At 58.5% G+C, this 21,901-nt stretch carries 21 protein-coding genes; 9 read left to right on the top strand and 12 right to left on the bottom strand.

Features of this window, described 5'->3' with window-relative positions; translation table 11 throughout:
• Positions 1–2: 2 nt before the first annotated feature.
• From V476_RS04590 to V476_RS26645, 9 genes are all read right to left on the bottom strand, one after another.
• Positions 3–1,121, bottom strand: coding sequence for a succinylglutamate desuccinylase/aspartoacylase family protein (locus V476_RS04590; protein WP_024692274.1), 1,119 nt, complete (start codon positions 1,119–1,121; stop codon positions 3–5).
• Positions 1,122–1,133: 12 nt separating this feature from the next.
• Positions 1,134–1,844: an ABC transporter permease gene (locus V476_RS04585; RefSeq protein ID WP_004404160.1), complete on the bottom strand. Its 711-nt coding sequence runs from the start codon at positions 1,842–1,844 to the stop codon at positions 1,134–1,136.
• Entirely contained in the window at positions 1,841–2,569 is a 729-nt protein-coding gene (locus V476_RS04580; RefSeq protein WP_003363567.1) for an ABC transporter permease, read from the bottom strand. Before V476_RS04580 ends, V476_RS04585 begins: the two co-directional genes overlap by 4 nt.
• Positions 2,570–2,646: 77 nt before the next feature.
• Positions 2,647–3,429 carry a transporter substrate-binding domain-containing protein gene (locus tag V476_RS04575; RefSeq protein ID WP_003428785.1) on the bottom strand — a complete coding sequence of 261 codons (783 nt, stop codon included), beginning with the start codon at positions 3,427–3,429 and terminating at the stop codon, positions 2,647–2,649.
• A gap of 343 nt (positions 3,430–3,772) precedes the next feature.
• Positions 3,773–5,476: an ATP-dependent DNA ligase gene (locus V476_RS04570; RefSeq protein ID WP_024960402.1), complete on the bottom strand. Its 1,704-nt coding sequence runs from the start codon at positions 5,474–5,476 to the stop codon at positions 3,773–3,775.
• Positions 5,473–6,519, bottom strand: coding sequence for a ligase-associated DNA damage response exonuclease (locus V476_RS04565; RefSeq protein WP_010436866.1), 1,047 nt, complete (start codon positions 6,517–6,519; stop codon positions 5,473–5,475). The genes V476_RS04570 and V476_RS04565 overlap by 4 nt, the downstream gene beginning before the upstream one ends.
• A 515-nt stretch (positions 6,520–7,034) precedes the next feature.
• The gene (locus tag V476_RS04560; RefSeq protein WP_024960401.1) at positions 7,035–9,509 is read right to left on the bottom strand and encodes a penicillin acylase family protein; all 2,475 of its coding nucleotides are present in this window, start codon (positions 9,507–9,509) and stop codon (positions 7,035–7,037) included.
• Between the two features lie 170 nt (positions 9,510–9,679).
• Positions 9,680–10,324 carry a glutathione binding-like protein gene (locus V476_RS04555; RefSeq protein WP_024960400.1) on the bottom strand — a complete coding sequence of 215 codons (645 nt, stop codon included), beginning with the start codon at positions 10,322–10,324 and terminating at the stop codon, positions 9,680–9,682.
• A gap of 108 nt (positions 10,325–10,432) precedes the next feature.
• Positions 10,433–10,633, bottom strand: a complete 201-nt coding sequence (locus V476_RS26645; protein WP_003314401.1) for an SEC-C metal-binding domain-containing protein — start codon at positions 10,631–10,633, stop codon at positions 10,433–10,435.
• Positions 10,634–10,791: 158 nt separating this feature from the next.
• Between V476_RS26645 and V476_RS04545 the strand changes: the two genes are divergently transcribed.
• From V476_RS04545 to V476_RS04535, 3 genes are all read left to right on the top strand, one after another.
• Positions 10,792–11,448 carry a LexA family protein gene (locus V476_RS04545; RefSeq protein ID WP_024960398.1) on the top strand — a complete coding sequence of 219 codons (657 nt, stop codon included), beginning with the start codon at positions 10,792–10,794 and terminating at the stop codon, positions 11,446–11,448.
• Between the two features lie 128 nt (positions 11,449–11,576).
• Entirely contained in the window at positions 11,577–11,825 is a 249-nt protein-coding gene (locus tag V476_RS04540; protein WP_003314405.1) for a DUF1654 domain-containing protein, read from the top strand.
• 191 nt (positions 11,826–12,016) lie between these two features.
• Positions 12,017–12,346, top strand: a complete 330-nt coding sequence (locus tag V476_RS04535) for a hypothetical protein (RefSeq protein WP_003314406.1) — start codon at positions 12,017–12,019, stop codon at positions 12,344–12,346.
• A 9-nt stretch (positions 12,347–12,355) separates the two neighbouring features.
• Here the strand turns inward: V476_RS04535 and V476_RS04530 are convergent, their stop codons facing one another.
• Positions 12,356–12,847, bottom strand: a complete 492-nt coding sequence (locus tag V476_RS04530) for an LEA/WHy family protein (RefSeq protein ID WP_003314407.1) — start codon at positions 12,845–12,847, stop codon at positions 12,356–12,358.
• Positions 12,848–12,964: 117 nt separating this feature from the next.
• Between V476_RS04530 and V476_RS04525 the strand changes: the two genes are divergently transcribed.
• Positions 12,965–13,516, top strand: coding sequence for a hypothetical protein (locus V476_RS04525; protein WP_024960397.1), 552 nt, complete (start codon positions 12,965–12,967; stop codon positions 13,514–13,516).
• A gap of 111 nt (positions 13,517–13,627) precedes the next feature.
• A complete protein-coding gene (locus V476_RS04520) occupies positions 13,628–16,063 on the top strand; it encodes a TonB-dependent receptor (RefSeq protein ID WP_024960396.1) in 2,436 nt (811 codons plus the stop codon).
• A 243-nt stretch (positions 16,064–16,306) separates the two neighbouring features.
• Here the strand turns inward: V476_RS04520 and V476_RS04515 are convergent, their stop codons facing one another.
• The gene (locus V476_RS04515) at positions 16,307–16,780 is read right to left on the bottom strand and encodes a YchJ family protein (protein WP_003314410.1); all 474 of its coding nucleotides are present in this window, start codon (positions 16,778–16,780) and stop codon (positions 16,307–16,309) included.
• A 3-nt stretch (positions 16,781–16,783) separates the two neighbouring features.
• A complete protein-coding gene (locus V476_RS04510) occupies positions 16,784–17,281 on the bottom strand; it encodes a DUF6231 family protein (protein WP_003314411.1) in 498 nt (165 codons plus the stop codon).
• A 642-nt stretch (positions 17,282–17,923) separates the two neighbouring features.
• Here V476_RS04510 and V476_RS04505 point away from each other — a divergent pair.
• From V476_RS04505 to V476_RS04490, 4 genes are read left to right on the top strand one after another with little or no spacing between them, the layout of a single operon-like run.
• Entirely contained in the window at positions 17,924–18,601 is a 678-nt protein-coding gene (locus tag V476_RS04505; protein ID WP_003314413.1) for a hypothetical protein, read from the top strand.
• A 24-nt stretch (positions 18,602–18,625) separates the two neighbouring features.
• Positions 18,626–19,513, top strand: a complete 888-nt coding sequence (locus V476_RS04500; protein WP_024960395.1) for a 2Fe-2S iron-sulfur cluster-binding protein — start codon at positions 18,626–18,628, stop codon at positions 19,511–19,513.
• 14 nt (positions 19,514–19,527) lie between these two features.
• On the top strand, positions 19,528–20,739 hold the full coding sequence (locus V476_RS04495; RefSeq protein ID WP_024960394.1) for an ATP-grasp domain-containing protein: 1,212 nt from the start codon (positions 19,528–19,530) through the stop codon (positions 20,737–20,739).
• Positions 20,736–21,899 carry an ATP-grasp domain-containing protein gene (locus tag V476_RS04490; RefSeq protein WP_024960393.1) on the top strand — a complete coding sequence of 388 codons (1,164 nt, stop codon included), beginning with the start codon at positions 20,736–20,738 and terminating at the stop codon, positions 21,897–21,899. Before V476_RS04495 ends, V476_RS04490 begins: the two co-directional genes overlap by 4 nt.
• Positions 21,900–21,901 lie beyond the last annotated feature (2 nt).

Raw genomic sequence — 21,901 nt, 5'->3', positions numbered from 1 at the left:
CCTCAAGGAGAAAGTAGATAGCCGCTGCGATAGGCATGGGTGCCGGCGATGTGCGCAATGACCATGCCGGCAGTCGCCATGCGGCGCAGGGAACGCGCATACAGCAGGCCTGCGTTGAGGGCATGGATGCAGGTCACGGTATCGCTGATCGGGTCGATGACCTCGGCAATCAGTTGGCCGGCCTCGACGTGTTCGCCGGGCATTGCGCAGAACACCAGCAGGCCGCCGACCGGCGTAGCCACCGGTTCGACCGCTGCCAGTGGCGTAGCGGGGTAGAGCAGTTCGGGTAGCGGCTGCAGATCGCCGTCAATCATGCCGGCATCGATCAGGTAATGAATGATCGCCTGGCAGTCGCGGCTGGCCAGCGCATGGTTGACATCGCCTTGCCCGCGCAGCTCCAGGGTCACCGAAAAGCTGCCCATGGGAATCGGAAAGCGCTCGCCAAAGCGTTGCTGCAATTGCCACCAGACCAGCGTGAAGCACTCATCGAACGACTGCCCGCCTGAGTCGGTCGCCAGCAGGCTGGCGTGCGCGCCCAGGTAGCGTGATAACGGTTCGACTTTCGGCCAGGCTTCGGGCGTGGTGTACAGGTGCTCGACCGACTCGAAATCACAGTGCAGGTCCAGCACCATGTCGGCATCGCAGGCCAGGCGCTGCAGGGTCAGGCGCAACGAATGCAGTTGTGTGGTCGCCGGTACGGCATTCAGCGCCGCCAGCAGGCTGTCCCTTACCAGCGCGCAGTTGTGCTCTGCGTCGTTAGTCAGTCGGGCTTCGATGTCATCACCGACCTGAGTGCAGAGGTCGCTGAACCCGCGATTGAAGTTCTGGCCGCTTTCCAGCTCGTAGCGGCCCAGCGGGGTGTCCATCAGCACTTGTTCCAGACCGATCGGGTTGGCGACGGGCACCACAACGATTTCGCCCAGCAGTCGCCCGGCGTTTTCCAGTTCGGCCAGACGCTGCTTCAGGTACCAGGCCACCAGCATGCCCGGTAGCTCGTCGGCATGCAGCGACGCCTGAATATAAACTTTGCCGGCGCCGTTTTGCGGCCCGTAATGAAAGCTGTGGATTTGCCGGCCAGTGCCGGGCACTGGCGAAAGCAAGTCATGGGTGTGATGGCGCATGTTCAGTCCTGATTAATGGGCCGGGCCGAGAAAGGCCAGCCAGCGGCGTTCGGCAAGGCGGAACAGCCCGACCAGAATGAACGTCACGGTCAGGTACATGACGGCGGCGATACCGAAGGACTGGAAGGTCATGAAAGTGGCGGAGTTGGCATCCCGCGCGACTTTCAGGATGTCCGGCACCGTGGCGGTAAAGGCCACAGTGGTCGAGTGCAGCATCAGGATCACTTCGTTGCTGTAATACGGCAGTGAACGGCGCAGCACCGACGGCATGATCACGTAGGCATAAAGCTTCCAGCCGGTCAGGCCATAGGCCTTGGCCGCTTCGACTTCGCCGTGGGCCATGCTGCGGATCGCCCCGGCAAAGATCTCCGTGGTGTAGGCGCAGGTGTTCAGGGTGAAGGCCAGGATCGTGCAGTTCATCGCATCGCGAAAGAACGCATCGAGCATCGGCTGTTCACGTACTGCGGCAAGGCTGTAAATGCCGGTGTAGCAGATCAGCAGCTGTATATAGAGAGGCGTACCGCGAAACAGGTAGGTGTAGAACTGCACCGGCCAGCGCACCCAGCGTTTTCCAGACACCCGCGCAATCGACAGCGGGATCGACACGCAGAAGCCGATGACGATGGAGGCGCTGAGCAGCCACATGGTCATCGCCAGGCCGGTCACGTTGACGCCATCTGTATAAAGGAAGGGTTTCCAGTATTCCTGCAGCAATTCGATCATCGCTGTGCCTCCCGGCTGCCTGCGGCGTAATACCGCTCAGCCCAACGCAGGGCGAAGTTCGAGGCGCTGGTGATCAGCAGGTAAATCAGTGCCGCCAGCACCAGAAAGTAGAACAGCTGATAGGTGCTCTTGCCCGCATCCTGTGACGCCTTGACCAGATCAGCCAGACCGATGATCGATACCAGCGCAGTCGCCTTGAGCAGCACCTGCCAGTTGTTACCAATCCCCGGCAGCGCGTAACGCATCATCTGCGGGAACACGACGTAACGAAAGCGCTGACCGCGTTTCAGTCCATAGGCTGTCGCTGCCTCCACCTGACCGCGAGGCACGGACAGAATCGCGCCGCGAAACGTCTCTGTGAAGTACGCACCATAGATGAAGCCCAGGGTGATGACGCCTGCGCCGAACGGGTTGATCTCGATGTATTCCCATTCCATCGCGTCGGTCAGCATGGTGAGCCAGGTTTGCAGGCTGTAGAAAATCAGCAGCATCAACACCAGGTCCGGAACACCACGGATCAGTGTCGTGTAAATTTGCGCCGGCACGCGCAGCAGCGCGGAGCTCGACAGTTTGGCGCTGGCCCCGATCAGTCCGAGCAGAATGCTCAGAGCAAGCGACAGCACAGCCAGTTTGACGGTCATCCAGGTGCCTTCCAGCAACAGCGGGCCAAAGCCCTTCAGGCTGAATGCCGAGAGTCCCAGGTTTTGCATGAGTGCATCGAGCATGGATAGGCCTTGTTACCAACAAAAACGCCCACCGATCGGGCGACGAATGATCGCCGAAATCGATGGGCGTCGGGGTGTTATTTACCGCTGTAGAGGTTCAGGTCGCCAAAGTGTTTTTTCTGGATTTCAGCGTAGGTGCCGTCTTTATGCATCGCCTCGATGCCTTTATCCAGCAGCGCTTTGAGTTCCTTGTTGCCCTGGGCAATGCCGATGGCGGTTTTGGCTGGCAGCAGTTCGCTGTCGATAGGCTTGCTGACTTCGTAGTCAGCACCGGCCGGCGATTTCAGGAAGCCCAGTTCGGCCTGTAGCATGTCCTGGATCGAGGCGTCGAGACGACCGGAGGTCAGGTCGGAGTAAACCTGGTCTTGGTTGGCATAGGCCTTGGTGGAAATACCTGCCTTGTCCAGTACGGCCTTGGCGTAGGCTTCCTGGATGGTGCCTTGCTCATAACCCACGGTCTTGCCTTTCAGGCTGGCCGGGTCGGCGGTAAAGCCTGCACCCTTCTTGAACACCAGCGAGGTCGGGCCGGAGAACAGTTCGTTGGAGAAGTCGATGACTTTTTCGCGAGCAGGGGTCACGGTCATCGAGGAAATGACGCCGTCGAATTTGCGTGCCTTGAGGCCGGGGATCATGCCGTCGAAGTCGCTTTCGACCCATTTGCAGGTGACTTTCAGCTCTTTGCAGATCGCATTGCCCAGATCGATATCGAAGCCGACCAGGCTGCCATCGGCCGCTTTTGATTCGAACGGTGCGTAGGATGGATCGACGCCAAAGCGCAGTTCCTTGTATTCCTTGGCCATGGTGTTACCGGCGGCGATGCACAGAGCCAGTGCAGAAAGAGTCAGCCATGCTTTTTTCATTGTTCAGTCCTTAAAACCTTAAATGGGGCGTTGGGAATACGCGAAGCGTGCTACCGGCAAGTGCCAGACAGGCATTGGGTAGCAATTTCCGAACCAGAGGAACGAACGTGCGTTTGAAATGTAAGGCGTTGTCGCTATTTCGTATAAACGGCTGGCAATTGGCCGCCCATGCGCGCTTACAGGGTTGCTGTTCATCGCCCGGTACTACGCAGGGAGCTTTGTCAGGCGAGACAGAGCGGAAGATTGGTAACGAATCAGGAAGTTTCCTATAAACGATCAGGATGATTTGCCTGTTGGTGTTTCAAAAAGGTGCACGGTATTTGCTATGCGCCCTTTTGGTGCTCTAGTTCAGCAGGTCTTGCAGCGTCGCCAGACTGTCGGCTTCGGCGACCGGCTTGTCTTGCCGCCAGCGCAGCATCCGAGGGAAACGCACCGCGATGCCGCTCTTGTGACGCTTGGACAGGGCGATACCTTCAAAGCCCAGCTCGAACACCAGCGTCGGAGTGACGCTGCTGACCGGCCCGAACTTCTCCACCGTTGTCTTGCGAACGATGGCGTCGACCTTGCGCATTTCTTCATCGGTCAGCCCCGAGTAAGCCTTGGCGAACGGCACCAGCGTGCGCTCAGTGGCGTCGGGCGGGCCGTCCCAGACTGCAAAGGTGTAGTCGCTGTACAGACTGGCGCGTCGTCCGTGACCGCGTTGCGCGTAAATCAGCACGGCGTCGACGCTGAACGGGTCGATTTTCCATTTCCACCACACCCCCATGTCCTTGGTGCGACCGACGCCGTACAGCGAGTCGCGAGCCTTGAGCATCATGCCCTCGACGCCCAGGCTGCGCGAGGCCTCGCGTTGGGTGGCCAGGTCGAGCCAATCCTTGCCTTTGAGCACCGGGGAGGGCATCAGCACCTCGCTCTGGCAGGTTTCGATCAGGGCTTCCAGTTGCGAGCGGCGCTCATGTTGCGGGCGACTGCGCCAGTCATCGCCTTGCCACTCCAGCAGGTCATAGGCCAGCACCACGACCGGAACGTCGGCAAGAATCTTTTTGCCCAGCGTCTTTCGGCCTATGCGCTGTTGCAGCAGGGCGAACGGCTGAACCGAAGGCGCAGCCACAGGCGCATCGCTGTTCAAGGCAAACTCCGCATCGGCATCGGGCTTCGCATCGGGGGCTTTCCAGACCACGATTTCGCCGTCGATCACCGTGCCGTCCGGCAGGCACTGCACCAGGCTGTGCAACTCCGGAAAACGGTCGGTTACCAGCTCCTCGCCGCGCGACCAGATCCACAAGCGCCCGTCACGTTTGACCAGTTGCGCGCGAATACCGTCCCACTTCCATTCCACCTGCCAGTTCTGCGCCGGACCGAGCAACGCCTCGAACTGATCGGCGGGCTGTTGCAGCGAGTGGGCGAGAAAAAACGGGTAGGGCTGGCCGCCGCGTTGGGCGTGCTCATCTTCGGATTCAGGCGCGATCAGCTTCAAATAGCGCTCGGCGCTGGGCCGGTGCGACAGGTCGGTGTAGCCCACCAGTCGTTGTGCGACACGCTTGCTGTCGATGTCTGCCAGCGCCGCCAGCGCACGGGTGACCAGCAGCTTGGACACGCCGACGCGGAAACTGCCGGTGATCAGCTTGATGCAGACCATCAGGCTGCTGCGGTCCAGCTGCGACCAGAACAGCGGCAGCCGCTCGGCGAGTTCTTCAGGCGGCAGACCGCGCAATGGCAACAGCTTGTCTTCCATCCATGTGGCCAGGCCTTCGTCATTACTGTGGTCGGCCTGGGGCAGCAACAGCGACAGGGTTTCCGCCAGGTCACCGACTGCCTGATAGCTCTCTTCGAACAGCCATTCCGGCAGACTTGCCAGGGTCATTGCCTGTTCGCGCAGTACACGGGTAGGCACCAACTGTCGTGGGCGTCCGCCTGACAGAAAGTACACTGCCCAGGCTGCGTCCTCTGCTGCCGCCTTTTCGAAGTAGTCGCGCATTGCGGCGAGTTTGGCGTTGCTTGACGTGGTCGCGTCCAGCTGTGCGTAGAGTTCAGCAAAGGCTTTCATGATTGAGCCTCACCCGTGCCTGCCGCCTCGGGTTCGCTGGTTGCCGGGTTGCTGTCCTCTTCATCACCGTATTCGGTGCTGAAGCCCTGCGCGTCCAGGCCCAGTTCTCGCAGGTAGCGCACCAGTATGCCGACCGAGCCGTGGGTCACCATGACGCGTTCGGCGCCGGTCTGTTCAACAGCCCATAGCAAGCCTGGCCAGTCGGCGTGATCGGACAGCACAAAACCGCGATCCACACCGCGCCGGCGTCGTGTGCCGCGCAGCATCATCCAGCCGCTGGCAAACGCATCGCTGTATTCGCCAAAGCGCTTCATCCAGCTGCTGCCACCTGCCGAAGGCGGTGCCAGAATCAACGCCTGACGCAGCGCGGGATCGGTCTTTTTGAAATCGCCGGCGTACTGGGTTTCCGGGATGTAGATGCCGCCTTCACGATACACACGGTTCAGCGGCTCTACGGCGCCGTGTACCAGTATCGGCCCGATCTGCGCGTCAATGCCGTGCAGGATGCGCTGGGCCTTGCCGAACGAGTAGGCGAACAGCACGCTGGCCTTGCCCTGGGCTGCATTGGCACGCCACCACTGGTTGATGCCTTCGAAGATCTGCGCCTGCGGCGCCCAGCGATAGATCGGCAGGCCGAAGGTCGATTCGGTGATAAAGGTATGGCAGCGCACCGGCTCGAAGGCCGCACAAGTCCCGTCCGGCTCGACTTTGTAGTCGCCGGAAGCTACCCAGACCTCGCCTTGGTACTCCAGTCGCACCTGCGCCGACCCCAGCACATGCCCGGCCGGATGCAGGCTCAGCTTCACGCCGTGATGGGTGATGGTTTCGCCGTATTCCAGGGTCTGCAGATTGATGTCCTGCCCAAGGCGCGAACGCAGAATGCCTTCGCCACTGGCGGCTGACAGGTAATGCTCATTGCCGGTACGGGCATGGTCGCCATGCGCATGGGTGATGACGGCGCGTTCGACAGGACGCCATGGATCGATATAGAAATCACCAGGTGGGCAGTACAAACCTTCGGGGCGAGCAACGACAAGATCCATGGGGCAACCGTATGGATGGGCTTGTTAGCTATGAGCCGGGAAGGATCTGGAAGTTCGGGGAGTTTGCGTGAGCGCTGCGGAGCGTGAGGCGCGATAAATGTCCAGAAGAACACTATCGTGCATAAAAGCGCTTTTTTGTCGCGATGGCACAGACGACGCAGAGTGCGACGTAAGTGACGGCTGAGTCCTGGCGCTGATCCGGGGGTAGCCTGGCAGGACGCCAGGCTAGCCGCACCGCGCCATGGATGGCGCGTTGCGGCGACCCCCGGATCAGTGACAGGGCGAAGGAACCCGACGAAGTCGGGCCGGAAACGGAGCGAAAGGCTTTGGTTACTTTGGCCTCATCAAAGTAACTCGCCGAGGGGCGAAAAGGTGACTTGAGTCGAGCCTAAATCCACCTGACACCGCAGAACCGCTGTGTGACGCAGAGCGTCACGAAAGGCATTACCACGCTGGAGCGTGGGAACGATAGGTGTCCTGGAGAACATCCTCGTGCCCATGCTCCCTTTCGGCGCTTACTTGCCCGGTGTCAGCGTCAGGCGTTGCTTGCCGTAGCCCTTTTCGTAGTTCTGTTGTTGCACCGGAATCGACTGGTACTGGCCTTTCTGCCACGGCTCGATACTGTTGGCGTAATACGGGCTGGCCGGGTTGTCGGATTGGCCGGTGCTGATCAGGCCGGTCATTGGTTCGACCAGGCTGAAGTCGACAATCATGCGCAGACCGGGGGCCATGCGGGCGTCGAAGCCCTTGCCCCACTCGAAGCCGGACACGTTCAGCGTCGTGTGATCACCACCCGCTGGTGTGGCGCTACGGTTGAACTCGCCGCCACCCAACTGCTTGGCCAGCGGGCTGGTCGAGACCCAGTTGTCACGGTGCAGTTTGCCCCATTGCCAGGCCTTGTGATCGCTGCCCAACAGGCTGTCGCCACTGGTGATGGCAGCCGCCAGACTGCGCGCGAGGATGGCCGGTTTGTCTTCCTTCTGCGGGGTTTTGACGTCATCCCAATAAGGACTGTCATCTCGGCCCAGTAGATGGTCGGCCTGTGGTGAGTAGGATGAGCTGGCATTGGCCACCAGTGCCTGCCAGGCAGGGCTGGTTTCCGGACCCAATTCATCAAGGAAAATCTGCTTGGCGCTTTCCTGCAGAAACAGCTCGTACAGCGCCGCATCGGCCGAGGTAGCACTGAGCTTGCCATCGAACGCCATCAGGCGCGTGAACGCTTCGCGGGCCTTGTTGCGATCGGCTTCGGGCAGGGCATCGATGGCCTGTTTGAGCGGCTTGCTCATGCCCGGCGCCTGGAACATGGTCTTGAGCTTGGCGGCGAACGTCGTGGTCTGGTCGTATTGCATGGCGATGGTGCTGCGCAGGTCCTGCTTGCCACCGTTGGCCAGTTCGGCAATCCGCTCGGCGCGCTCCGGGTAGCCCCACGAGTTGGAGAGCTGCATGCCGTAGCCTTTCGGAATGGTGCGCTGGTTGGCCGCTGCGAGCCAGCCTTGGCGCGGGTCCTGATCATAAGGGTGGAGCATTGAGTCGGCAAAACCGTCCCAGTCGTACTTGCCATCCCAACCCGGCGAAGGCAGCAGACCCTGGCCTTCACGGCGGTTCGGGAAGCGGCCGGTGACCTGCCAGCCAATGTTCGAGGCGTCGGCAAAGATCATGTTCAGGGTGATCGCCCGAATCTCGCGGCTGGTATCGAAGGCTTTCTCGACGTTGGGCGCACGGGACAGATCGAAGAACGCATCCAGGCTCTTGTCGTCCTTGAAGTTCGGGACTTGCAGCGCCAGGCTCAAACCATTGCCGGGCGGGGTTGCAGAGGCGTTGAGCAACGCGCCGTGGCGGGTTTCGTACACGGTTTCACGCAGCGGGCTGCCGCCCTTGACCAGAAAGGTTTCCTGATGCGCCGCCGCTGGCACCCATTTGCCGTCAGCCATGTAGGAGACGCGGTTGCCTTCGCGCTTGATCTTCTCCAGAAACAGGTCCTGGTTGTCACCCTTGACGCTGCTCATGCTCCACGCCAGCTTGCCGTTGAAACCGCTGAGCACCAGCGGCATGCCAGCGATGGTGACGCCGGACACCTGATATTTCGGTGCGCGTATCTGCACGAAGCTCCAGGCAGAATTGAGCCCGGCAGGCAGCTGCATGTCACTGGCCAGCAGACTTTTGCCGTTGCGACTGCGTTGTGGCGCGATGGCCCAGTTGCTGGAGGCCGCAACGCCGAGCATGTTCAGGTCCGAGAGCTGCAGGGCGATCCTGTTCAGATCGCTCAGGCCGGTGACCTGATTGTTGAGGTTCAGGCCCTTGAGCTTGTCGGCTTCGGCAAATGGTAATTCTTCGTCAGGATAGGTCGGCAACAGCCAGGCGAGTTTGTCCGCGCTGACTTTCTGCGCCAGAACCAGCGCCGACAGCTCTTCCTGCAGGTTTACCGACAGGCTGAAATTGAGCAGGCTGAAGATCAGCGCCGAGTCTTCCGGCTTCCAGTATTCCGGCTTGTAGCCCGAACTGGCGATCTCGGCAGGCAGCTTGTCGCGATAACGGAACAGGTAGGCGTTCACACCGCGTGCATAGACATCGAAGAAACGTTTCAAGCGTGGCGACGCGGCGTTGTACAGGTCGCTGGCGTTCTGCTTGAGGTTGACCGAGCGCATCAGGCGGTCGACGTCCAGCGCATCCGCGCCGGCCATTTCCGACAAGCGGCCCTGTGCTAGCAGACGCATCCCGAGCATCTGACCGATTCGATCACCGGCATGAACGTAGCCGAGCGTGAACAGCGCATCGTGGTAGCTGCTGCTTTCTATCAGCGGCATGCCCATCGTGTTGCGGCGCACCGAAACATTTTGCGCCAGCCCTTTGAGCGGGAATGTCCCGGAAACAGGCAGCACGGTCTCGGGATCGCCGCCGCCCAATTGGCAGCCGGCAAGGCTGAGGAAGCTCGCCGCAGCGGCGGCAGCGCCGAATCGGGGTAGAAAATGACGAAGGGCTGGCGAGGCCATGGGCAAGCTCCTGGAGGGGTAACGTACAAAAGCCGCTACGTTAGAGAGCAGCCCGCCAGCGCGCAAGCGGGAAGGGCGAGTTTATTTCAGGATTTTGCAGAAGTGACCAGACGGCTCTTGTGCCATTGCTCAGCGCAGGCACAAGAGTCGCCATTTGAGTCCAAGGGGACTCAAGGCTTCGACGGGTTGATCTTCTCGACCAGCGCATACGCGCGTTGGGTCGCTTCTCGACCGGCGATGCTGTCGAACCAGCGCTTGAGGTGCGGGAAGCCGTCCAGATTCTGCTGTTGATAGGTGTGCGGCACGATCCATGGGTAGATCGCCATGTCGGCGATGCTGTACTCGTCACCCGCCACAAACTGGCGATCGGCCAGACGCTTGTTCAGTACGTCATACAGTCGTGCGGTTTCTTTGACGTAGCGCTCGATCGCGTAGGGGATCTTTTCCTTGGCGAAACGATTGAAGTGATGATTCTGACCGGCCATCGGACCGAGCCCGCCCATTTGCCAGAACAGCCATTGCGACACTTCCTGGCGACCACGTAGATCCTGCGGGATGAATTGCCCGGTCTTCTCGGCGAGGTACAGCAGAATGGCGCCCGACTCGAACAGGCTCAGCGGTGCGCCGCCGTCAGCAGGCTGGTGATCGACAATGGCCGGGATGCGGTTGTTGGGGGCGATTTTCAGGAATTCGGCTTTGAATTGCTCGTCTTTGCCGATGTTCACCGGAAAGATCGTGTAGGGCAGACCTGCCTCTTCCAGAAACAGCGTGATTTTGTGCCCGTTGGGCGTGGTCCAGTAATGCAGGTCGATCATTGAGCGCTCCATGTGGGTGACCGAAACCCCATGTTTTACCTTGCTCACCTGCCGTCTACAAATGAAAACGGCCTGCAATGCAGGCCGTCGTCCATAATGCTCCGCGCCTTACGCGCCGTGGCATTTCTTGAATTTCTTGTCGCTGCCGCACGGGCAAGGATCGTTACGACCGACATCTTTAAGGGTATTGCGCACCGGTTCCTGGTGAGCGTGACCGCAGTCTGGACCGTGTACATGGCCGTGCTGGTGGTCGTGGTGATCGTGATCATGGTTGCAATCGGGGCCATGCACATGGGCTTGCTGGTTCATCGGTTTTACTCCGCAATTAAATCTGGCGCGCATTATCCCGCAAATCACGGCCAAGCAGTATCGGGATATTGGGATTCGCACAGCGCCATTTTTTAAGTATGCTTAGTATAAGTTGAGCATTTTTCAGTATTCTTTATTACCGTGTGCGGAGCCGACTCATGACCCGACAGGAACGTATCGCCAGGGCAATCGCCACCAGCGGCCTGAAGAAAGGTGAGATTGCCGCCCAGTGCGGCGTGGCCAACTCTGCCGTTACCCAATGGATCAGTGGGGAAAGCAAAAGCCTGCGGCCGGAAAATCTTTACGCACTGGCCAGGGCCACGGGCTTTCGTGCCGAATGGCTGGCGATTGGCGAGGGGCCGGAACAGGCGCCTGCCTTCGACGCCAACGTTGCGCTGATCGATCAGCCGAAAATGTCCTTCCGCTATCCGGTGATCAGCTGGGTGTCGGCGGGCTCCTGGGAAGAGGCGGTTCAGCCTTATCCCGACGGCTTTTCCGACCGCTATGAAATCTCCGACTACGACTCCAAGGGGCCGGCGTTCTGGCTGGAGGTCAAGGGCGATTCGATGACCGCGCCCACCGGCGTCAGTGTGCCGGAAGGAATGATGATTCTGGTGGACACGGAGGCTGATGTGCAGCCCGGCAAGCTGGTGATCGCCAAGCTGCCCGCCAGCAACGAGGCGACGTTCAAGAAGCTGGTCGAGGACGGTGGCACACGCTACCTGAAGCCCCTGAACCCGGCGTACAAAATGATCGAATGCGGTGCCGACTGTCGCATTATCGGCGTAGCGGTGAGGATGACTGGCAAGCTGTAAGCCTCGCATGACAAGGCTTGCAGGCTTTTTCGCCAAAGATGCTCGGCAGGAAACGTCCTACGAAATGCTTGCGAGGTTCATACAGCTGGAATACTGTATTTATATACAGTTATGCCTCGGAGGCTATCATGGCTGGCAATGATACTGGATCGACAGGCAGGTCTTCCTACGAACAGATCGGCAAGCGCATTCAAAGGCTGGTCTCCGCGCCGAATGTTCAAAAGACCCAGTGGGTCATCGTCGCTCGTCGTGATGATGAGCCCGTGGACAGCTGGAACGTGGTGCTGCAGGAAATCGAAGAGACCGAAGGCATCGAGATTGACCGTCAGCCAGACGGTTCGGTAAGGATTGGCTGGCAGCGCTACATCGACAACTGACCTCAAGCCTCTGATGTTCGCCCGGTGGCGCGGCGGGTTGGTGGCATACGTTTGCTTGTGGTTTTAAGCATGCTTAATTTTTTCGGTTTTCTAACGGTGCCTGCGCCGCAGCAATCCGCGGCACGCCCCCCCAGTGTCTGAATTTTTCTGTGTTCGTGAACGGCTGTATTTCTTGAACGGAGTCAGAAGCGATGGATATCTTGAATGGTTTGGCAGACCGAGGCGAATGGCTGGTAGCCGGTCTGGTGGGTGCGATCATTTCTGGCTGGTGGCATAAGGCAGGTCTGCTCGACTGGCGTGCCTGGCTGGTTTTTCTGGTGACCGGCGTGGCCTGTGCAGTATTCCTCACCGGCATCGCCAGTGATTACCTTGGCGTGGCAGATCCGCGCAACACTACGGGGGTGGGGTTTCTGCTGGGATCGTTCGGCGGTGCGCTGATCAGTGCCGTCAACCGGGCATTGTGGGCCGCGGACATCTGGAAGTTTCTTCTGGAGCTGATCAAGGGCAAGCTGGGCGGATAGGCTGAATGATTAACGGCGCTGGATCAGGTCTTCCGGCAGCACGTCGCCTGAAGTGCCGATGCGCACGTTGTGCCTGAACACGATGCCGGTCTTGAGCTTGCCGTCCAGCTGATAATGAACCGGCTCATCAGGCTTTTTCAGCAGTTGAGCGATGTACCGTGCGTAGCGCCAGAGGTTGGTGCGAATCGGCACAACAAAGGTTTTGCGGCTATTACCGTCGACGACAAACCAGTCGCTGAACGTGTCATCGACAAGGACCATGTCATTGAGGGTGATCTTGTACTTCAGGCCACGTACCAGCAAGCTGTCTTCGTTGGGGTTATCGACTTCGAAGTACAGCTTGAAATCCTGCTGTGTCAGCCTCGCCTTGACCACCTGGACCTTCAGCAAATGCACTTCCGGTTCCTGAGTGCGGTCAAAACTCAGGAGCGAGCATCCGCTGAGCCCGGACAGGATCAACGCAAGGCTTATGATTCTTGTAATGTGCGCCTGAAAAAACATGGATGTGCTCCCTTTGACGCCTGAGTCTACCAACTCGACGTTCAACGGCAACGCGCTTATTGCGCTGTCTGACGCTTCGCCATACTTTTATTGACGTGCATATCGGTGTCTTCTTCCATGAATCTCTACGAAATTGTCTTCAGTGCCGAACTGGTCGCCGGAGCACAACCCGAGAAGGTAAGGGCTAACCTTGGCAAGCTGTTCAATGCAGATGCCGAACGTCTGGACCTCCTGTTCTCGGGACGCCGACTGGTTCTGAAAAACAATCTCGACGCAGCAACGGCAGAGAAATATCGCGCCACCCTCGAGCGCGCGGGTGCTCTGGTGCGTGTGCTGGAAATGAATACACCATTGCCTATGGAAGAGGTCGAACTGGCGCCGCCGCCCGACGCACCGAACTGGTTGCGCAAGACCCCGGTCAGTCCTGGGCGTTTGCAGATCAAACCGCGCGACGCCTATATGGCTGCTTTTGTGGACGTCGATGCGCCGGATTACTCGGTCGCAGAAGCGGGCGTCGAGTTGCTGCCCGACAAGCCTCAGCGTGTTGCGCCGCTGCTGGATCTCTCGCGTTTGAGCCTGGCCCCGGTGGGCAGCGACATGGGACAGGTCGAAAAATCCGAGTCGCAGGAGGCGCCCGATACGTCGCACCTGAAGATCATCCCGGAGTGACGCTGCGAGTCTGCTGAATCCTGAAACGGAATTATTTTCAATCAGCCCTGTTACTTTCGAGCGCTCGTCCGGCTAACAGGCATTGAGAAGTATTCCATCAGGAGTTGCCCGATGTCCCGTTCGTTAGACACCCTTCTGCGTCCCAGTCTGTTGGCCGTGGCGATCGCCCTGTGCACGCCTATGACCAGCCCGCTGTCGATGGCGGCGCAGCAGGCCAGCCTGGTTGCCTACGATCTACCCGCAGGCCCGATGGCGACCACGCTGAATCAGATATCCAGCCAGGGTGGTCTGGCACTGAGTCTTGACCCGGCGCTGGTCGCTGGCAAAACCAGCTCGGCGGTGAAAGGCAATTTCGACGCGGCGACGGCCTTGCGCGAGGCCCTGCGTGGCAGCGGCCTGCAACTGGTGCAGAGCAGTGCCGGGACGTACACGCTGATGGCCATGGAACAGAGCGCCTTGAACCTGTCGGACGTGAACATCAACGCCAACAGCACGCCCCTCGAAGGTTCGGAGGCAGCAGGTTATCGCAGCGAGAACGTCAGCAGCGTCGGCGCGCTGGGTGGCATGCGGCTGCAGGACACGCCTTATTCCATAAGCGTCACGCCTCAGGCATTGCTAAAAAACATCCAGGCGACCTCGCTGGACGATGTCATCAAGCACAACCCGTTCACCCAGATGTACTCGCCGACCAGCGCCGGTTATGCCAGTGCCGTCAATATTCGTGGTTTCAGCAGCGCGGGCAGCCTGAACATCGCCAATGATGGCCTGCGGTTCACCAACGGTGCCGACGGCAGCAACTACATGGAAGAGATGGAGCAACTGGAAGTCATCACCGGTCTGACCGGCTTCCTGTATGGTCCAGCCTCGCCGGGCGGGCTGGTCAACTACGTGCTCAAGCGCCCGACCTATCAACGCTACAACAGCGTCACCCTGGGCAATGCCGGGGGTGAGAATTACTACCTGCATGGTGACTTCGGCGGGCCGATCGACAGCGAGGGCAAGTTCGCCTATCGCCTTAATGTGCTGACCCAGGATGGTGAAACGGCCGTCGATCTGAACAAGCGTCGTCGCGAGATGATTTCCCTGGCACTGGACTGGAACGTGTCCGACGACCTGCTGGTACAGTTCGACGCCTCGCACAAGAAGACCGAAATTCGCGGCCTGACCAGTTACTGGTATTTCGGCGACCAGTCCCTGCGCCCCAGCGCGGCATCGCTGGACAACGACAAGCTCTACAGCCAGAAGTGGTCGTTTTCCGATTACGAGTCCGACAAGGCCGGTGTGCGCGCCAAGTGGCGTTTGAACGACACCTTCACCTTGCGCGCGGCCTTCGCGGCCCAGCAGTACACCTCGGAGAACACCTACACCGGGCCGACGGTCTACAGCGCGGGCCTTTACTCGCAGCCGCTGTATGCCTTCGCTCCGATTGAAACCGAAGAAAAGACCGGCTCGCTGTTCCTCGATGCGGCGTTCGATACCGGCTTCATCGGTCACAAGGTCACCGTGGGCTATCAGGGCAATACCTCGCGCCAGAAGCAGTACGAGGATCACGTTCCGTACACGCCCGATCAGCCGGGCCCGCAATACACCTCGCCAGTGGGCACAATACCGCTGGACCAGACGCCTCAGGTTGGCAAGCCTGCGTACTCCATCGGGCATGGCGACCAGCGCCTGGCCAACAGCTCGGAAAGCAACAACGTCCTGATCGGTGACGTCATCACCTTCAACGAGCAGTGGTCGGCGATCCTGGGTGTGACCAACACGCAGATCAAAACCTACGCCAACGAGTTCGTCTACGCCAAGGCGTTCGGTTCCGCCGAAACCGAGACCACCTACAACGAGAGCAAGACTTCGCCGAACATCTCGCTGGTCTATAAACCGCTGCCGTGGCTGACCACCTACGCCACGTATATAGAAGGCCTGCAATCGGGAGGCGTCGCGCCTAGCGGGACCGCCAATGCCGGCCAGGCGTTTGCGCCTGAAATCAGTGAGCAATACGAAATCGGTGCCAAGGCGACGCTAGGTGAAACCCTGTTGACCCTGGCGCTGTTCAACATCGAGAAGCCCAACGGTTACACCACTGCCTCGAACATCTACGTTGTGGACGGACGTCAGGAGAACAACGGCCTGGAATTCAGCGTCACCGGCAAGGTCATCCCGGAACTGACCGTAGTTGGCGGCTTTACCTTGCTCGACCCGAAAATCAAGAAAACCGGCGTCGCAGCGGATGAAGGTAACGTACCGACCAACGTCGCCAAGCAACTGGCCAAGGTTTATGCCGAATACGACATCAACCCTATACCAGGCCTGGCCATGACCGGCGGGGCGTTCTACACCGGCAAGCAATACACCGATCAAAGCAACGAAAACGACCTGCCGTCCTTCACCACCTTCGACGCCGGAGCCCGCTACCGCCTGCGCCTTGCAGAAAACGACCTGACCCTGCGCGTCAACGTCAGCAACCTGACCAACAAAGAATACTGGCTAAACAGCAGCTACCTGGGCGACCCACGCACCGTCGCGTTCTCGGCACAATTGGAGTTTTAAGGCGAGCCCAATCCACCTGATAACGCAGACCGCCGTGTGACGCAGAGCGTCACGAACTGCATTCCCACCAGAGCGTGAGGAACGATAGTCAGGGGGTGAAAAGGTGACCTGAGCCGAGCCCTAATTCACCTGGAATCGCAGAACCGCCGTGTGACGCAGAGCGTCACGAGCTGCATTCCCACGCGGAGCATGGGGACAATAGTCAACCGCGGAGTTCTCGACGTTCAAGCAAAGAGCCGCAACTCAGTCCACATAAGCCGAACAGCATTTCTTGAACTTCTGCTCACTGCCACACGGACACGCATCATTACGCCCAGCCTTCAACGGCACGGTTGAATCGATAAAATACCAGCGCCCCTGATTCTGCACGAACGACGAACGCTCCTTATGACTGTGCTCACCATTGCCATCATGCCAGCGAGCGGTAAAAGTCACGAACGCATGCTCCGGCTTGCCGCCGAACACCTCCGAGCTTTCTACCTCCAGCCCCAACCAAGTGCTCTGCGCACTCCACTGAGCGATAGCCTCACGGTCCAGCCCGCCTTGCTGCACCGGCAGAGTGGTCTGGACCAGATAGTCAGTCAGCCCCAGCACATAGGCGCTATAACGCGAGCGCATCAGCTTTTCCGCGCCTGGCGCAGGCTGACCTGCGTGATAGCGACCGCAGCAGGCCAGCAACAGATCGCCGCTGCCGCAGGGGCAAATGGCACTACTCATAGGTCACCACCAATACTTTCCAAAATTCTCCGGGTTAGCCCAGTACTTCGCGTTCAGCCAGTCGGGCACCTGTTTGTACTCACGCAAGTCGTACGTAAACAGGTTCAGCACCTGCTCGTCGCGGGCGAAGCGTTCGCTGGACTGCAGCGCCAGCGAGAAAAAATCCGTCTCCTGCCAACCGCAGGCCTGCAAGTCGGCGAGCACCGCGATGCGGCTGGCGTTGAGGTTGCGGATGCCACCCAGCAGTTCCAGGCCAGTGCGCTTGGGGATGTGTTCGAGACAATCGACCACCAGCGCCAGATCGAAACGTTGCGCCGCCAGATGGGCAGGCAGCGCACCGGGTTCGGCCAGCGCGACCTCGGTCTGCGGGTGGGCCTCCTGAAAGGCTTGCAACGCCGGGAACGCCTGAGCGCCGATCAACAGCAGACGCTGCGGCGCATAGCGATCGAGCAGGGCAGCCAGCGCTTGTTGGGGCGTACGGTTCGAGTAGCCGACGGTCATTGAAAGTCCTCTGGTTAGCTGACAAGACTAGCCTGCCCGACGAGGTCTGGAAAGCGTCGTTCACGGGCTTTCAGGTGCAGCGACCGGGTTATTAAGCCATTTGGCAGATACTTAGATTATAAAGTTACTTGCAAGCTGTTTTCAGACGCATTAGGATCCGCAACACAAATTGGATCCCAAGAGTGGCTGCATGGACGCGACGTATAAATACCTACTATGTAACTCAATTGTAATCTCTGCGATGCCTTGATAAAGGCGTGGTATGTGCTGTGTGTCCAGCGGACACGCAGAATATTCTGGCCATGGGCTATTAGACGTGCAACGTTCATTATTATGGACCGTCTTTCTGTGCGCCTTGAATACGTAAAGCGATGATATTGCCCGGGCCATTCGGGTGCGTGTCAGTGACGGCTGTTAAAAAACACAGGCTGTTTAGCTGCCGCCTCTGGCAATAGGCAAGGTCACTTGTTTGACGTCATTTTTTATTTTACGCAATCGTTGTTTGACCTATCGATCAGCTTTCGCTCGCGGTTCTGGCCGTCGGTCATTTGTTTTGTTGTGATACGGATAACACGATTCAGCAGGGCGCTGAATATTAAATATCATTAAGCCATTAATGATTAACATGGAGAGAAGCAACCGATGATATCCACCGCTGAGATGCTAAAGACGCTTGAAAGCACTGTTGATACCTGCCTGGAAGCAGAATTCAAAAAAGACACCGTCATGGGCGAGTTCCATAAAGGCGACTGGTTCAATGAGTCTTACTACAAGCGTCATATTCTGGAGTGCGTGATCCGCATTCACATGAACAACGAACTGGACGCACGTGCTGTACAGGTTGCGGCAGTCGACAACATTTCCGCCGCCAAACAATTGTCTTACTATTTGTATGATGAGTTCGGCCACGACGAAATGTTCGGTCAGGACCTCATCACGTACGGCTATTCTCCTTCCGACGTTCAGGCGCAGTTCGCCTTCCCGGAAACCTGGAAACTCATGGGTTACCTGAACTTTTGCGTCAGCAAGTTCGGTCCTTTGTCCTCGATCACCTGGGACTGGTTCCTCGAATACTACGGCGACAAATACAGCTCGTTCATCACCCAGAAGGCCAGTGCCAGCATGGGCCAGCCAGCGGTCAGCGGAGCGGCTTCTCACGTGGCTTTCGACGAAGCCGAGGATCACAGCGGCATGATGAACAATATGCTGGCGTCGGTTATCAAGGACGAGAAGGATCTGCAAAAGGCTGTCGTTCATATCAAGGCATTCATACCGATGGTCGGTGAGTACTTCCAGGCCCTGCGTGCAGCAACGCTTTAATACACCTTACTCAAGGTCGGTGTAATGGCAATCTACAGTGTGCGTATTGGAGACCAGACTTACACCGCCGAGAGTCAGCAACCCCTTACCGATGCCCTTCCTCATGAAGCGTTGGTAAGGGGGTGTCTCAAAGGGGTGTGCAGAGTGTGCAAGTGCACACTTGTTTCGGGGCGCGTTCTGGAACAGGGAAAAGTCGTTGCCTTGAATGAAGCCTTTCTGCCATGCGTCAGTCGTGCTGAAACGGATATTGATATTCGTGTAGCGATCAGCACCTTTCATAAGGCCAGGCTGAAAAGCAAACGGATGCTGTCCGGGCAAATAATGGAAGTCGTGCTCGAGGTCAAAAAGGTTTTCTATAACGCCAAGTCGGTCATCAGTTTGAAATATCCCGAGGGTTCAGCGGTGCGCAGTTATTCTGTGGTGACCTTGGGTGGCAAGGATTACGACAGCCTGACCTGCCATGTGAAATTGCGTGAGGGTGGCCTGTTCTCGGGGTTATTGTTGCAGTGGCCAGTGGGCGAACCGCTGGAATATTCAATTGCAAGTCCTGCCTTGCCGGTCTATGAACAGTCCCTGAGTCGTTTGAATGTCGTGAGTGGTGGAAGTGGAATGGGCGCGGCATTGAGTCGTGCGCAGGAACTGGTAGCGAAGTACGGTATTCGTGAAGTTGCCATTTACGCCGTCAATCGTGCAGGCCTCAGCGATTATCACGCAGGGTGTATAGAGATGTTCCGCAAAACGGTTGAATGCGACGTTCACGTGACCAACTTTCCTTTTTCCGAATGGACCCACCCTGACTTCGCCATTGGCGAACACTTGATGCACGACACGCTCACCATCGGCGTCGGGTCGGATGGGGTGATCGGCAAGTTAAAGAACCTTCCCTTGTGTGAACTTGAAAGTTTTGGATAGTCGGAGACTGAGCCATGTCCATCGTTGTCATTGATCCTGTTTCATCCGGTATTAACTATATCAATGCGGCGCAGCAGCTGGGCGTCGGTGTCTATGTGTTTTCCTGTGACGGTGGCGAGCAGGAGCTCAACGCTGAGTTGCGGGCCAAGGTACGTCAGGTCATCAAAATCGACACCGGTGATTTTGAGGCACAGCTGAAGAAAATCAATGAGTTGGGAGACGTCCGCGCCGTTCTTCCCGGTGTGGAGTACGCCGTGTCCATGGCCGCGCGCCTGGGGGCAGCGTCAGGCACAACGCATCTGCACGACAGTGCAGTAGAGAAAGTGCGCAACAAATTCAATTTCCGCAGCCGGCTGACTGAGGCGGGGCTGAGCACGATCGGCTTTTTCCTTCTGGATGCCCACGCGCCGGTAGCTGTGCCGGAGGGCTTCAGCTTTCCGGCGGTGGTCAAGCCGATCGATATGGCGGGCAGTATCGGTGTGCGCAAGCTCTACAACCATCAAGAGTTGATCGAAGCAGTGGAGACATTTCGTCAATCACTGCCCGACGACATCGGCTTTACTGCCAGTGGCCAGCTGATTGTCGAAGCGTACATTCCCGGCACTGAATACAGTGTCGAAGGCATCGTGCGCAGCGATGGCAGCGTCACCCTTGCGTCCATCACGGAGAAACTGCTCGGCTCGGAGCCGTACTTTGTCGAAGTCGGTCACATCGTGGGCCAAGGCTATGAAGAAGGATTTCGCAGGGTACTGACCGACTATTCGCTGGCGGTGCTTGAGGCCATAAAGCTGAACGTCGGGCCGTTCCACCTGGAGTTGCGTGTAACGCCACAAGGTCAGCCGGTAGCGGTTGAACTGGCGGCCCGTCTTCCAGGCGACAATATCGTCGAGTTGATCAGGCGTGCCAGCGGCATTGACCTTGCCAAAGAGACACTGTGTGAGTACCTGGACATCGACAGTCGGGCCGTGCCACATGCGAACGGCGTCAGTGCCATCGCTTTCATCCCCCGAGGCGACAAGAGCGAATTTACCGAGCTGCAAGGGCTCTCCGACATTTTCGACAGTCCGTATTACCTTTCGCATCAGGTCTATTACCGATCCGGCGACGCTCTTGGCTCGGATCAGGACTGGACCTCAAGAATCGGCTACGTCATGTTCGGCGGTACCGACGAGGCGCTTGTAAGAAGCCTCGTCGGGCGGGTACACACAGAGGTTGGAATCGTATGAAGCATGTCCTGATCATCAACCGCTATGACGACGAGCTTTCGGACTACCGCAACTACATCGATCACTCGCAGGTCGATGTCTCCTACATATCACTGGCAGGGCACTCGCGGCTGATTGATCCGCAGGTCAGCGCCAACGTAGTCGAAGTCAGCGCACTGGACGCCGATCTGATACTTCAGGAAGCGCGGGCCATTCATCGTCGTCAGCCTGTCGATTTCGTGATCGCCTTTTCGGAATACGATCTGGACGCCGCTGCGCTGGTGCGTACCGAATTCAACATACCCGGTGCCAAGGTCGCCGATAACCTGCTGTGCCGTAACAAGGCGAGCATGAAGGAAGCATTGACCGGTTCTTCGGTTCGTTATCCTCAGTATCGGAATGTAGCGTCGCGTGGCGGCGTCGAAGCCTTCTGTCATGAGCACGGCTTTCCGGTCATCCTCAAGCCCCAGGTTGGCGCAGCCTCGGACGGCGTGGTGAAGATCGAGCGCCTGGAAGATATACCCGACCTGCCGGATTTCAATGGCTACGAAGTCGAAGAGTACATAGAAGGCGATATCTATCATGTCGACGCGATACTGGCGGCTGACAGCATGCCGTACTTCAAGGTGTCGAAGTACCTGAACACCTGCCTGGACTTTCGCAATGGCCTGCCGCTCGGCTCGGTCACGGTCGATGACCGGGCATTCATCGCGCGAGTGCGTGCGTTCACCGAAGAAGTCTGCCTGCGCCTCAACCTGCACAACCAGGCCATTCACCTGGAGATCATCGAACGTCGTGGCGAGCTCGTATTTCTGGAGATCGGCGGTCGAGTCGGTGGCGGTGAGATTCCGTTTGTCGCGTTGCGCAGCGAGGGGATCGACCTGTATGAGCTCTGGACCCGCGCCGCGCTGGAAGTGGCTATCGCTCCGGTAGACACCCGAATCACCGGTTTTCTGATGATGCCCAATCCGTTCCCCGGCGGGTTCACCTTCGATCCGCTGATGGAGCTCTCCCATCCGCTGCTGACCTATAGCAGCGTGCAGTCCCAGGGCGATTCAAATGCGTTCAGCTACGAGGATATCCCCGCCAGATTGCACTTCGCCGCCGACACCCAGGCTGCGATAGAGCAGGCCATTGTGCAGTGCATGAGTATTTTGCAGACGTCGATTCGCGCAACCTGATT

Source organism: Pseudomonas syringae KCTC 12500, from assembly GCF_000507185.2.
Taxonomy (GTDB): Bacteria; Pseudomonadota; Gammaproteobacteria; order Pseudomonadales; family Pseudomonadaceae; genus Aquipseudomonas; species Aquipseudomonas syringae.
This window is presented reverse-complemented; position numbering and strand designations above follow the sequence as displayed.